Raw genomic sequence first — 12992 nt, forward strand, 5'->3', positions numbered from 1 at the left:
CGAGAACAAATAACTAAATACATTTGTATAGGTTTGTTCGATTCATCGGAAGATGTTTCGGCGGCTATAGCAAGAGGGAAACGCCCGGTCACATTCCGAACCCGGAAGCTAAGACTCTTTGCGCCGATGGTACTGCAGGGGGGACCCTGTGGGAGAGTAGGACACCGCCGGACTTAACTTAGCAACACACTTGAAAGCCACCCCACGGGGTGGCTTTCTTGCGTTAACGCCCTGTCCGCTGGTCGAGGCGTGACGAAGGAGCGATCGAGGCCCCGCGACCTGCGCTTGGAGGCTTGGCTCACCGGGTCTCGAGACACGCCGTAGACGGCGTTCCTCGACCAGCGAACCCCCTGCCCGCTGGTCGAGGCGTGACGAAGGAGCGATCGAGGCCCCGCGACCTGCGCTTGGAGGCTTGGCTCACCGGGTCTCGGGACACGCCGTAGACGGCGTTCCTCGACCAGCGAACCCCCTGCCCGCTGGTCGAGGCGTGACGAAGGAGCGATCGAGGCCCCGCGACCCGAGCCTCAGACCTGGGCTAGCGGTTGGGGAACCGGTGCGGCAGGCCCGTCAGTATCGGCTCGAGGCGAGTCAGGCGCTCCTGCTCAAGCAGGAGCGCCGCATACTCGCGGTCACGACGTACGGCGGCGACGGCCTGCAGGAACGGCTCGGGCGGAGCCGTGGGGATCGGGGAGACGAAAGGAAGGGCTTCCGCAGCGAGGGAGGCAGCGAGACGCTGCCGGGTCGCTGGGGTCAACCTGTCCGACTGGCGCAGGAATTGGGCCACCCGACGTGCCAGTGCGTCCGGCAGACGGGCGATGTCCACGGTCTTCGACCACTCGGCAAGTGGCCCAGGGATACCGTGCACAGGATCCTGGTGGTGCGGCACCCGCTCATGCTGGCTGTAGGTGCCGGCGAGCAGGTCGCCGAGACGTTGGGAGCGACTGTTGAGCAGCGCGACAGTGGCAGCGAGGCCGCCGAGGGTCATGAAGATCTCGAGCAGGCCCGTCAACGCGCGAATGAACGCATGACGGAGCGAGATCGCACCGCCGTCGATGCGTACGATGCGAGCTCCGATGGCGAGCTTCCCCAGTGAGCGGCCTCTGCTCGCGGTTTCGACGATCATCGGCGTGATGATGATCGAGATCACCAGACCGGCAACGGTCACCGCCTGCATGAGCGCTGCGTCGGCGCCCCCGACTACCTGGGAGGCCAAGAACATGATGAGAAGAAAAAGTAAGAGATAGGCGATGGCGTCAATGATGGTGCCGGCGGCTCGCAGAATGAGGTTGGCCGGCCGCACGTCGAGTGCCACCGCTTCGCCGGTCAGGAGCTCGTCGCTCAGGGGCGTATTTGCGTCGGCCGAAACGTGACTTGTGGACTGCACCTGCTGCACCATGTCTACTATTGAAGCAGATGGATCTTGACGCCTATACGGCAGCACATAAGCAGGAGTGGAATCGCCTCACGGAGCTCGGCTCACGGCGGCAGCTTTCGGGCGCCGAATCGGACGAACTCATCGAGCGCTATCAGGCGGGCGCCACCCACCTGTCGGCCATCAAGACCACGGCGGGGTCGACAGTTCAGGGTGACCGGTTGTCGGTGGGCTTATCGCGGGCACGGCTACGATTCACGGGCGCGAGCGCGAATGTGCTCTCCATGCTGCCGCGGTTCTTTGTTTTGCAGTTGCCCGCGGCGTTGTATCGGCTGCGGTGGTTGACCCTGGCCGTGGCGGTTTTCACATTTATCGTTGCGGGGCTGTATGCCGTGTGGGCGCTGGGCAACCCGCAGATTCTGGCGAATATTGGTACGGAGGAACAGCTGGCGCAGGTCGCCAACGAGGACTTCGTGGGCTACTATTCGGCGAACCCAGCGGCATCGTTCACCGGGTTGGTATGGACGAACAACGCCTTCATCGCCGCCCAGTGCATCGCCTTCGGCATTGTGGGCGTTTACGTTCCGTACGTGCTGTTCCAGAATGCCCAGGGGCTCGGGATGACGGCCGCCGTGATGTTCTCGTACGACAAAGGGGACGTGTTCTTCCTGTATATCGCCCCGCACGGCCAACTGGAGCTGACGGCCATCTTCGTGGCAGCGGCGGCCGGGCTTCGCATTTTCTGGGCGTGGATTGCGCCCGGGGCCCGTACACGCGGTCAGGCCCTCGCCGAAGACGGTCGAGCGCTCTTTACCGTCGCCATCGGGCTCGTGATCGTGCTGCTCGTTTCGGGCGTCATCGAAGGTTTCGTGACTCCGGCGCCGTGGCCGTGGCCGATCAAGATCGGCATTGGAACGCTCGGTCTTGGCGCGTTCTTGTTCTACATGATTGCCGTTGGTCGTCGTGCGACACGACTCGGCGAGACTGGTGATCTGGCCGAGTTCGAGGCCGGGAGCACGCGCATCTACGCCGGTTAGCAAGCCGCCGGAAAAGCGAGCGGGGAAGCTCAGCAGGCTGAACGTCGCGAGCTCGTTAGAGTCGGCCGGTCGCCTTGAGCAGAATGTATCGATCGGCGAGCGCGGGAGGAAGATCGGCGGGGGAGGCCGTGACCACCTCGCCGCCAAGCTGACGAATGGCAGCGGATACGCGGGCCACGTCCAGCAGCGCCCGCTCTGCGGCAGCGGCGCGATACACCCCCTCGACGGTCGTGCGTTCACGCGATGCCTGCAGGGCCGCAGGGTCGGTGACGGATGCGACAACCACGGTGTGCCGCTGGGTGAGCTGCGGCAGCATGGAGAGCAGCCCGGTTGAGGCCCCGGCGGCATCGATTGACGTGATGATCACGACGAGGGCGTGCTGGCCTGTGATGCCGCGAACCTGCGCCGGCACGGCTGCCCAGTCCGTTTCGATGAGCTCCGGCTCGATGAGGGCCATGGCGTCGACCATGCGCGCGAGCAGCGCGGCTCCCTTGGCACCCTGCACCCGTCCGCGTACGCGACGGTCGAATGCCAGAACGTCGACCCGGTCTCCGGCGGGTTCCGCGAGCGCGGCAAGGAGAAGACTGGCCTCGAACGCGGTGTCGAGTCGCGGTTCGTCGTCAATGCGTGCGGCGGAGGTGCGTCCAGTGTCGATGAGGATGACGACGCGACGGTCTCGTTCGGGGCGCCACGTGCGCACCATGACGTCGTTGCGGCGTGCGGTCGCCCGCCAATCGATGGATCGTACATCGTCCCCCCGCACGTATTCGCGGAGGGAATCGAATTCCGTTCCGGGTCCGCGAACCATGACGCTCGTGCGCCCGTCCAGCTCCTTCAGCCGTTGGATGCGTGACGGAAGGTGTTTACGTGAGCGGAACGGCGGCAGCACACGAATGCTCCCTGGCGCGCCCAGCGTGGCCTGGCGGTTCCAGAGGCCCAGTGGCCCACGCGCACGAACGGTCACGTGAGCGGTGCGACGCTCGCCTCGCCGGAACGGCGTGAGGGGGAGCGTCACGAGGCGTCGTTCCCGCGGCGGGATCGCTACGAGCGTGCGGTTGTTGCCGGCTCCGGCCGACGGCTGCCAGGCGTCGCGCACCAGGGCGTTGAGACGGCGGGTGCCCGTGTTGGTAATCGCGAGTTGGCTCATCACGGTTTCGCCGAGGCGCACGCGGGCCGGCACGGTGCGCTCGAACGTCACGGAACGCGGCGATGCCGTGAGCAGCAGGTCGAGTCCGCCGAGAAGAAATACGAACAGCATCCACAGACCGAGCACAACGAAGGCACGCGGGATGGTGCCGCCGAGGAGCACGACGGGAATGACCCCCAGCGCGACGAGGACAACGAAACGACCGGTGAACGTCATGGGCCGGCCTAGATCGGAACCTGCACCTGTTGGAGAACCGCTTGCAGGATTGCGTCCACCGACACGCCCTCCAACTCGGCCTCCGGCTGCAGCACGATTCGATGCCGCCACACGGGAAGAACCATGGCCTGAACGTGGTCCGGAGTGATCGAGTCGTAGCCGCTCAGCCAAGCCCAGGCTTTTGTCGCTGCGAGCAGCGCGGTAGTCCCGCGGGGGCTCACGCCCAGACGCACGGAGGGGCTGTTGCGTGTGGCGCGTGCCAGGTCGACCAGATAGGCCAGCACGTCGGCGCTGGAGCCCACGGATGCCACTGCGGCCTGGGCCGCTGCAAGCTCGGCTGCTCCCAGAACGGGAGTCACTCCGGCCCCGGAGAGGTCGCGTGGGTTGAAACCAGCCGCGTGACGTCGCAACACCTCGACCTCGTCGTCCCTGGCCGGCACGTCGAGCACCAGTTTGAGGAGGAAGCGATCGAGCTGGGCCTCCGGAAGCGTGTAGGTGCCTCGTATTCGATGGGGTTCATGGTCGCGGCGACGATAAACGGGGTGGGCAGCGGCCGAGTGGCCCCGTCAACGCTCACCTGGCGCTCTTCCATAGCCTCGAGCAGCGCCGACTGCGTCTTGGGGGGTGTGCGGTTGATCTCATCGGCGAGGAGGATGTTGGTGAAGACCGGACCAGTGCGAAACTCGAATTCTCCTGCCTTCGCGTCGTAAATAAGGGATCCGGTCACGTCGCCCGGCATCAGGTCCGGCGTGAACTGGATGCGCTTGGTGTCGAGGCTCAGGGCATGGCTGAGCGTGCGTACGAGCAGCGTCTTCGCCACACCGGGCACGCCTTCGAGCAGGACATGGCCCCGGGCCAGGAGCGCGATGATGAGGCCCGTGACGGCGCCGTCCTGACCGACGACCGCCTTGCCGACCTCGGCGCGAACCCGGGTCAGGGATTGGCGCAGCGAATCGGTGCTCGTGTCGGTGTCGGGAGTGATCATGGGTCCATTCTGCCGTGTGTCGAGGTGTCGTGCGGAGCGGTGGGGGGCCGCTGAGTCGTACGGGTTGCTGCGACGGTGACCCGCTCGAGGTGCTCAAGGCGTGCGGAGAGGCGCATGAGCTGGGCATCCGTGGTCGGCTCCTCACCCACGAGCACGTCCCGAACCTCGTCGACAGGCAGGCCCGTGTGCGCCGCCACGGCGAGCACAATGTCCTCGAGCGAGGCGCTCCTGCCGAGCCCGATCATGGTCGCAAGTCGCTGTATCGACCCGATGCGGATGGCATCGAGGGCGCGCAGTCGCGTGTTGCCCCGGGCATAGAGACGGGCCCGTCCCTCCATGGTCTCGCTGGCCTTGACGGTCACGGGGAGGTTCTCGGCCACGAGTGGCCCGAATCGACGCCCCCGCCAGATCGCCGCGGCCACGAACACGAGGCACAGCAGGACGAGTGCCGGGGTGAGCCAGCCAGGGGTCAACTCTCCGATCGGTGGCGGCCCTGTTCGGGCAACGTCAGCGAGTGTCGGCAGGTACCAGACCACGGTGCGGCTCGCGCCGAGGAGATTGAGTGCAAGGGCGGCATTACCGTAGCTGCTGATCTGGTCGTTGCTGAACACGGCCGCGTCGCCGACGAGCGTCAGGGTGTGTTCGGCCTCAACGCGTTCGACAACCGAGTAGGAACCGTCGCCGCTCGGAAAGCACCCGGTCAGGGCCCCAGCGCCGGCGGAGACGCTGCCGACCGGGATCCGCAAAGTGTCACCCGACGGAGAGAGGGAGCCGGCGCGCACGGCGGCGGGCACGGCGCAGCCCGCCGGCACGGGTGAGTCGCTCCCCACTCCGCCGAATCCCACCTCGGGTGCCAGCGACTGCACGGCGAGGAAGTCGGGCGAGGCGATGACGGTTCGCGGAGCGAGGGCCGACAATTCGGTGAGGCCCGGTCGATCCAGGTAGCCATCGGCGTCTGAAAAGAACAGCGTGGGATCATCCGCTGCCGATACGGCGGCGCGCGCTTCGCTCAGACTCCCGACCGGTACGACCGTGACGCCCTGTTGCCCGAGAACCTCCGCCAGAGCCCGGGCGCCGGTGGGTGCGGCGCTGTCGGACGCGAGCGGGCGCCCGGCGGACTGGCCACCGGCCACGAGAGCAGCCACGATCGACACGACGAGTACACCGGCACCGGCGGCCACCCAGAACACCGAGCGTCGGGCGGAGGCTCGGAAGGTGGGCGTGATCGACACGGCGTTGCGCGGGCCCTCGTCCTGCGGAACCGGATGCGTGCGGCCGCTCTCGGTCAGGCGGGTCACGAGGCGACCCCTCGCGACAGCGGCTCGAGGCGAATCGGCGTCTGCTGCCGCAGGTCACTTTCGAGGGCGGCGAGAGTCTGAAAATCCACGTCCGCGCCGGCGACTCCGAGGTAGCGCACACGGTCGAACACGTCGGCTGCCGCCCGCAGGCGGGGACCGGCCGCCGGAAAGGCCGCTGAGGCACGTTCGGCGAAACCGTGCGCGGTCGTTCCAGGTGTCAGAGTCAGCACCGTGCGCTCGGAGAGGTCCGCAGCCAGGGCCCGAAAAATCTCTTCGCTCGCGAGGCTCCAGTTCTCGGCCCGGGCGGCGGACTGCGCCGCGCGACGCATATCGTCGGCACTGCGGCGGTCGTCCGCGCCGAACATCTGCACTGCGGTCCCGGCCCGACGATTGCGGCGGGGCGGCCCGTAGATGAGCCACGCGGCCAACGCTGCCGCCAAGACGAGGGCGACCACGATCGCGGGAATCCATCCACCCCAACCGCTACCACCGGGGGCCGTCAGCGAACCGAGCCAGTCGAAGAACGCCTGGGAGAGCGTGTCGAACCAGGTGGGCCTGGCCGCCACGTACGGGGGTTTCGCGAGTTCCTCCTGCAACCAGCGTTGCGCCTCCGGAGCGTCGGGCACGACGGGAACCGCCAGAATGGTCATGCCGTAGGGGTGCTGCGCGGATCGATGACGAGGTAGGGGTCCGGTACGGATGCACCCGACTGTGCAGACTCGACGAATCGCGCGAGTTCAAGGTCGAGGCCTTCTTTGCGCATCCGGAGGTCGAGGTAGATCAGGGCGATCGTGGCCGACTGCACGACGACTGCAATGGCGCCGAGCACCAAACTCACGCCGAGCATGGCAATGTACGTGATGGCTGCCGGCACGTAGGCGTCGAGCGCCGCGTTCGGATCGACGAGTGAAAACAGCCAGCTGAATACGAGGGCGAACGGTGTCGTCACGATCTGCAGGATGGTGTTCACAATCAGCGCGACAAGGGCCTGCGCCCCAAACGTGCGCCAGAAGTACCCGTTCGTCAGCGACCACGAGCGTCGAATGGCGGCCCGAATGCCCAGACGCTCCAGCACGATGAGGCTCGGCACGATGCTGGTTTTCGTGAACAGCCACACGCCGGTGACCGTCAACCCGAGGGCGCCGAACACGGCGGTGACGATGCCCAGTACCATCCACGCGCCGCCGGCGATGGTGACGAGGATCACGACGACGGCCGTCAGCGCGCCAACGGCCAGAAGGGCGATGCCACCCAACAGGAACGTCCAGAGCACGAGCGTCAGGAGCCGCGGGGCGGCCACGCGCCAGAGCTGGCCGAGACGGAGCTTTTCTCCGAGGGTTGCCCGTGCGACCTCCGTGACCATCACGCCCTGAAGCAGCGCGCCCGCGAGCACGCTCAGCGCAAGCGGCACGAGGGCGGAGAGCACGACCGTGACCGAGGCGCCCGCCTCGACGGTGCCCTGCTCGTCGAGGGGGGCGCTCTCGATGCGATTCAACGCCCAGTACGTGACGAGGCCCACCACGAGCACGGTGATGAGTGCGATGGCGGCCTGAACCGCCAGGGCGCTACCGAACGTGGCCTTGGGGTTGCGGCGGAGAACCGTGAAGGGCGCGAACAGCAGTGTGCCGAAGGCGAGAGGACGCAACGGAATGAGGCCCGGCTTCGGTGGCGGCGTCCACGCCGGAGACGAACCAGGAGGGCCATACGCGGGGTTCTGGGCCGGACCTCCGGTCACGGCGGAGGTAGGAGGGCGCCAGTTCTGATTGTCTGTCACGCCTTCAATGCTGGCATACCTCGGCTTCCGGCGCGTTTCGGGCTTGTCTCGACTATTCTTGACGCAGTGAATGTACTACTCACCGGGCAATACGTGGCGTGAGGGGGCGACGTTCCAACGTCGAAACACGATGAACGCACGATGAATGGCAAAGAGAGAGAAATGACTGCACGAATTTTGGTTGTCGACGACGACACCGCGCTGTCCGAGATGATCGGTATCGTATTGCACAACGAGGGGTTCGAACCGAGTTTCTGCGCGGATGGGGCGCTGGCCCTGGATGCCTTTCGAACGGTCAAGCCCGACCTTGTTCTGCTCGACCTCATGTTGCCGGGTCTTGATGGCATCGAGGTCTGCAGCCTGATCCGCGCCGAGTCCGGCACGCCGATCATCATGCTGACGGCTCGAACAGACACCACGGATGTCGTGCGGGGGCTCGAATCGGGTGCTGACGACTATATGGTGAAGCCGTTCAACCCCAAAGAACTTGTCGCACGTATCCGTACCCGCCTGCGTCCGACACCCGTGTCGTCGACGATCAGTCTCCAAATCGGTGACCTCGTCGTGGATGCGGCCGGTCACGAGGTCAGGCGCGGCGACCAGACCATCAATCTGACACCGCTCGAATTCGATCTCCTTCTTGCCCTCGCCTCGAAGCCTCAGCAGGTCTTCACCCGCGAAATGCTCCTCGAGCAGGTGTGGGGATATCACTACAAGGCCGACACCCGGCTGGTGAACGTGCACGTGCAGCGGCTGCGCGCCAAGGTGGAAGAAGACCCCGACAATCCCAAGATCGTGATGACCGTCCGCGGCGTCGGCTATCGGGCCGGGGCGGTGGGCTAGCGCCCCATGGCACTTCGATCCGGAGCGGACGTGACGTGGCGCTCAAGGCTGCACTGGCGCAACTGGCAGTACTGGCGTTCCTGGCCCGGCGCCGTCTCGGCGTCGTGGCGCGCGTCGCTCCACTTTCGCACCGTCACGATCTCCGTTCTCCTGTCGGGAGCCGCGATTCTCGTCGTGGGGGTCTATATGTCGGCGAGTATCGGCAACGACCTCTTCCAGTCACGGGTCAGTCAGGTGCTTCTTGACTCCAACCGCGCCACAAACGCCGCTCAGGGGATTCTCGATGCCTCCGATGCCGTCGACCGCGTGCAGGTGCAGGCGCTGCTCGGTTCCGCTCGCACCTCGATTACCGCCGCGTCCTCAAGTCGATTGATTGCCGTGCTCCGAGTGCCCGACCAGGAATCTTCTGCGGTCGCCCCACAGGACTCCTCGACCTTCGGCGACTCCGGGGCGGTCGTCTCCAATGATCTGCGCCGCCAGGTGCAGGCCAGCTCCGATGAACAGTTCTGGCAGTCCGTCACCCTCACGGACGAATCGGGAACCAGCATCCCCGGGATCGTGGTGGGTTCCCAGCTGACCGTTCCTGTCGCCGGCACCTATGAGCTCTACATCGGCTACAGCCTGCAGGACGCCGAAGCGACCCTGCTGTTCGTGCAGCAGACGCTGGGCTTTGCCGGACTGGCCCTCGTGCTGCTCATCGGCGGCGTGAGCTGGGTGGTCGTGCGATTCGTTGTGACCCCGATTCGCGTCGCCGCTGAAACGAGCGAGCGGCTTGCCTCCGGAGACCTGGAGGTGCGCATTCCCGAAAAGGGACAGGATGTCATTGCCACCCTCGCCCGCTCATTCAACGGAATGGCCGACAGTCTGCAAAGTCAGATCCAGAAACTTGCCGACCTGTCCGAGGTGCAGCAGCGCTTCGTCTCGGATGTCTCCCACGAACTGCGCACGCCGCTGACGACGATTCGGCTGGCCGGCGACGTGCTCTACGACCAGCGGGCGAGTTTTCCTCCGGCCACCGGCCGCACGGCGGAATTGCTGCACACTCAGGTGGAGCGGTTCGAGGTGTTGCTGAGCGATCTCCTGGAGATCAGCCGGTACGACGCGGGGTCCGTCGAGTTGGAGAGCGAACCGACGAACCTCGTCCACCTCGCCGAGGACGCCATCGACGGGCTGCGCACCCTGGCCGAATCGAAGGGCTCAGACCTCAGGCTGGTCGCGCCGGGCGGCTATCTGAATGCCGATGTTGACCCCCGTCGCATCCGTCGCATCCTGCACAACCTCGTGGGCAACGCGATCGAGCATGGGGACGGCAAGCCCGTGGTCATCTCCGTCGACAGCAACTCTGATTCGGTCGCGCTCGCCGTGCGCGACTACGGACTGGGCATGACTCAATCCGAGGTAGCCCACGTGTTTGACCGATTCTGGCGGGCAGACCCCAGCCGCAAGCGGACGATTGGCGGCACCGGCCTCGGTCTGTCGATCGCTCGCGAAGATGCCACTGTCCACGGCGGATGGCTCCAGGTATGGTCGACTCCCGGCCACGGAGCGTGCTTTCGGCTCACCCTGCCGCGTCTGGCCGGGGGAACGCTCATGACGTCGCCGATCCCGCTACCCCCAGTGGATGCCACCGAGGCTCTCGGCGAACTCGGACCACACCATGGCCTGACGGAGGGCACCCATGCGTAGCACCGGACTGTCCACTCGAACGGGCCGCACCGTGGTGGCCCTGCTGGTCGGCGCACTCCTGTTGAGTGGGTGCGCGGGAATTCCGAGGGAGGGGGGAGTCAGGGCCGGACAGCCCGATGTCGTCGACGACAGCCCGACGCAGGTCTTCCTGCCGTCGGGGCCGCAGAGAGATGCCAGCGCCGAGGGCATCCTGCGCGGTTTCATCGACGCCGCGTCGAGCCCGGAGGGCAACTACGCCATCGCGCGTGAATTTCTCACGAGTGATTTCACATCGTCCTGGGACCCCTCTGCAGGTGTCACGGTCGATGACGGTACCGGACGCGTGATAACCGAAGTCGACGCCCAGAACATTGAGGTGGCGCTCACCCCCAGGGCAGAGGTCAGCGCGAGGGGTGAATTCCGTGGGCTCGATCCCCTCCCGGTCAGCCTCGACTACGCATTCCGCCAGGTGGACGGGCAGTGGCGCATCAGTGCGGCACCCAATGGGACCGTCATCGACGAGACGACGTTCAACGACGTGTTCAGTGCATCTGCCCTGTATTTCTTCTCGCCCGGATTCGACGCCCTCGTGCCCGACCTGCGCTGGTTCCCCCGGGGGGCTTCGGCGCCCACCAAGATCGTGAATGCGGTGCTGAGCGGCCCAAGCTCGTGGTTGGTCGGAGCGGTCGCCACAGCCTTCCCGGAAGGAACCGCGTTGACAGCGGATGCCGTGCAGGTCGTCGGTCGCAATGCCATGGTCGATCTCAACACCGAGGCGCTCAACGCCGACAGAATCACCCTGCAACGAATGAAGGCGCAGCTGACCGCCAGTCTGCCTGAGGGCATGCAGGTGGAAATCGCGATCGACCAGAACGCCCAAAATATCCAGGACCTCGGTGTGGGCGACCTGGCCGTGAACCCACGCGTCGACGCACGCGCACTGGTCCTCCGTGACGGTGCGTTCGGCTTCCTGGCTGCCAGTGGGCAGACCGTGACGCCCGTTGACGGGATCAGTGAGGCCGTCACCTCGCTCAACCCGACGGCGGTGACGCTCGCTTCGGGCCAACGGGTGGCGGTGGCGCTGACCGCTGACGGTGTTTATCGCGTTCGCGCCGGGAACGAATCGACGCTCATTGATTCACGGTCGGGCCTGATCGACCCGTCCATCGACAGCGCGGGGTACAGCTGGTCTGTGCCCGCGAAGCGACCGAATGAACTTCTCGTTTTCGGTTCGACGATCGAGTCGATTCCCGTGCTGACTCCGTGGCCAGAGGCAACGTCGATCCAGTCGCTGAAGGTCTCCCGCGACGGCACCCGACTCCTCGTCGTCTATACGATCGGCACCGAAGCTCGGATGGCCGTGGCCGGCATCATCCGCAAGGACGGGGTGCCGGTGGAAATCGGTGCACCGCTTCAACTGACGTTCGATATCGGGACCCCCATTGATGCGGCGTGGATCGATGAGCTCACCGTGGCATCTCTCAGCACGCTCGTCGGCGGCGCCAAGCAGATCACCGTGCAGGGGATCGGTGGTGTCAGGACCGAGCTGGAGTCGCCGACGGACGCCGTGTCGCTTGCCGGCAGCAACTCGCTGCGCGACGTGCGTGTGCTCACGGCCGGGGGAGGGCTGAGCGTGCAGCGCGGAGTGGGCTGGCAGAAGCGTCTCGATGGGGTCTCGCTGCTCGCCACCCAGCAAGGCCTCACCGGCTAGTCAGCTCCTCCACAGGCCGATTGCGAGCGTGTTGCGCACGGTGCCCGCCCACGTGCGCACGGACGTCGAGGTATCCGTGGATCGTGGGTACATGCGACGTCATATCTCTCCCGCTCGCCGCCTGCCCGTGGCGGCATTGTCTCGGGCCCTGCTCGATGCGTGGGCGGTGCTCCTGCCCACGGAGTGCAGCGGATGCGGGGCGGCAGATCGAGCGTTGTGCCCGGACTGCCGGGTGGCGCTGCGGCCGGCGGTGCACCAGGCGGCCCGAGACGGTGTCGTCGTGTGGTGCGCCCTGGATTACTCCGGTGTGGCCCGGCACGTGATTGTGGCCTTCAAAGACGGCGGGCGAACGGATGCCGCGGCGGTGTTGGCCGTGCCGCTGCGCGTCGCGGTCGCCGCCGCGCTCCGCTCCGCGCCGCCACCCACGGTGACAAACATCCACCTCGTGGTCATTCCGTCCTCACGGATGGCCTGGCGGGTGCGCGGCTATCACCCGGTGGAGTTGTTGCTCAGACGAGCCGGACTGGCGCCCACCAGGGCGCTGCGCGCGGTGCGGGCCTCCGTCGATCAGGTCGGGCTCGACAGGACCGCACGCAGCGAAAATCGGAGGGGTTCGCTCGAAGCAGTCCGCTCCTTGGACGGGTTTCGATGCATCATCGTCGACGATGTGCTGACAACAGGGTCCACGCTCCTCGAAGCGCGACGCGCAGTGTTGGCTGCCGGCGGAGAGGTCGTCGGGTTGGCCGTACTGGCGGAAAGACGGCGTCTTTATCCGGCCACATACTGTTCATTCAAAACTGATTGACAAAAGCTGTGACATATCAGCCGCGCGCGGCTACGGTAATAGTCACAGGCGCGCAATGATCGCCCATTTACAGGGCGATCCGCCAGATCAGGAGGTCGTCATGGAAACAAACATTGTTGGACGAAACCTAGGGATCACT

10 protein-coding genes, 1 rRNA gene and 1 pseudogene are annotated in these 12992 nt (G+C 66.0%); 6 read left to right on the top strand and 6 right to left on the bottom strand.

Annotated elements, in window-relative coordinates:
• Window positions 1-56 precede the first annotated feature (56 nt).
• Window positions 57-173 (top strand): 5S ribosomal RNA (gene rrf, locus JF66_RS10000).
• Between the two features lie 362 nt (window positions 174-535).
• Here rrf and JF66_RS10005 read toward each other — a convergent pair.
• Window positions 536-1396 (bottom strand): RDD family protein, encoded by an 861-nt coding sequence (locus tag JF66_RS10005; RefSeq protein WP_081882293.1) that lies wholly within the window; start codon window positions 1394-1396, stop codon window positions 536-538.
• Window positions 1397-1413: 17 nt separating this feature from the next.
• Between JF66_RS10005 and JF66_RS10010 the strand changes: the two genes are divergently transcribed.
• Window positions 1414-2409: a stage II sporulation protein M gene (locus JF66_RS10010; RefSeq protein ID WP_035877493.1), complete on the top strand. Its 996-nt coding sequence runs from the start codon at window positions 1414-1416 to the stop codon at window positions 2407-2409.
• A 55-nt stretch (window positions 2410-2464) separates the two neighbouring features.
• Here JF66_RS10010 and JF66_RS10015 read toward each other — a convergent pair whose 3' ends face one another.
• The 5 genes and pseudogenes from JF66_RS10015 to JF66_RS10035 form a co-directional block, all read right to left on the bottom strand.
• Window positions 2465-3772: a DUF58 domain-containing protein gene (locus tag JF66_RS10015; protein ID WP_035877494.1), complete on the bottom strand. Its 1308-nt coding sequence runs from the start codon at window positions 3770-3772 to the stop codon at window positions 2465-2467.
• An 8-nt stretch (window positions 3773-3780) separates the two neighbouring features.
• A pseudogene (locus tag JF66_RS10020) lies at window positions 3781-4757 on the bottom strand (AAA family ATPase).
• Entirely contained in the window at window positions 4754-6055 is a 1302-nt protein-coding gene (locus tag JF66_RS10025) for a DUF4350 domain-containing protein (protein ID WP_156109729.1), read from the bottom strand. The pseudogene JF66_RS10020 and the gene JF66_RS10025 overlap by 4 nt, the downstream one beginning before the upstream one ends.
• Window positions 6052-6705 carry a DUF4129 domain-containing protein gene (locus tag JF66_RS10030; protein WP_035877495.1) on the bottom strand — a complete coding sequence of 218 codons (654 nt, stop codon included), beginning with the start codon at window positions 6703-6705 and terminating at the stop codon, window positions 6052-6054. Before JF66_RS10030 ends, JF66_RS10025 begins: the two co-directional genes overlap by 4 nt.
• Entirely contained in the window at window positions 6702-7829 is a 1128-nt protein-coding gene (locus tag JF66_RS10035) for a hypothetical protein (RefSeq protein ID WP_156109730.1), read from the bottom strand. Before JF66_RS10035 ends, JF66_RS10030 begins: the two co-directional genes overlap by 4 nt.
• A 162-nt stretch (window positions 7830-7991) precedes the next feature.
• On the opposite strand from JF66_RS10035, the gene mtrA reads away from it, so the two are divergent.
• From mtrA to JF66_RS10055, 4 genes are read left to right on the top strand one after another with little or no spacing between them, the layout of a single operon-like run.
• Window positions 7992-8672 carry an MtrAB system response regulator MtrA gene (mtrA, locus tag JF66_RS10040; RefSeq protein ID WP_035877497.1) on the top strand — a complete coding sequence of 227 codons (681 nt, stop codon included), beginning with the start codon at window positions 7992-7994 and terminating at the stop codon, window positions 8670-8672.
• Window positions 8673-8678: 6 nt separating this feature from the next.
• Window positions 8679-10358: an MtrAB system histidine kinase MtrB gene (gene mtrB, locus JF66_RS10045; protein WP_081882294.1), complete on the top strand. Its 1680-nt coding sequence runs from the start codon at window positions 8679-8681 to the stop codon at window positions 10356-10358.
• Window positions 10351-12048, top strand: coding sequence for an LpqB family beta-propeller domain-containing protein (locus JF66_RS10050; RefSeq protein WP_051973381.1), 1698 nt, complete (start codon window positions 10351-10353; stop codon window positions 12046-12048). Before mtrB ends, JF66_RS10050 begins: the two co-directional genes overlap by 8 nt.
• A gap of 28 nt (window positions 12049-12076) precedes the next feature.
• Window positions 12077-12853 (top strand): ComF family protein, encoded by a 777-nt coding sequence (locus tag JF66_RS10055; RefSeq protein WP_197059380.1) that lies wholly within the window; start codon window positions 12077-12079, stop codon window positions 12851-12853.
• Window positions 12854-12992 lie beyond the last annotated feature (139 nt).

The organism is Cryobacterium sp. MLB-32 (assembly GCF_000738085.1).
Classification (GTDB): Bacteria; Actinomycetota; Actinomycetes; order Actinomycetales; family Microbacteriaceae; genus Cryobacterium.

What these genes read in the sequence shown, in the direction of transcription:
- JF66_RS10005 (WP_081882293.1), bottom strand. Translation starts at nt 1,396, where the DNA reads ATGGTGCAGCAGGTGCAGTCCACAAGTCACGTTTCGGCCGACGCAAAT.
- JF66_RS10010 (WP_035877493.1), top strand. Translation starts at nt 1,414, where the DNA reads ATGGATCTTGACGCCTATACGGCAGCACATAAGCAGGAGTGGAATCGC.
- JF66_RS10015 (WP_035877494.1), bottom strand. Translation starts at nt 3,772, where the DNA reads ATGACGTTCACCGGTCGTTTCGTTGTCCTCGTCGCGCTGGGGGTCATT.
- JF66_RS10030 (WP_035877495.1), bottom strand. Translation starts at nt 6,705, where the DNA reads ATGACCATTCTGGCGGTTCCCGTCGTGCCCGACGCTCCGGAGGCGCAA.
- mtrA (WP_035877497.1), top strand. Translation starts at nt 7,992, where the DNA reads ATGACTGCACGAATTTTGGTTGTCGACGACGACACCGCGCTGTCCGAG.
- mtrB (WP_081882294.1), top strand. Translation starts at nt 8,679, where the DNA reads ATGGCACTTCGATCCGGAGCGGACGTGACGTGGCGCTCAAGGCTGCAC.
- JF66_RS10050 (WP_051973381.1), top strand. Translation starts at nt 10,351, where the DNA reads ATGCGTAGCACCGGACTGTCCACTCGAACGGGCCGCACCGTGGTGGCC.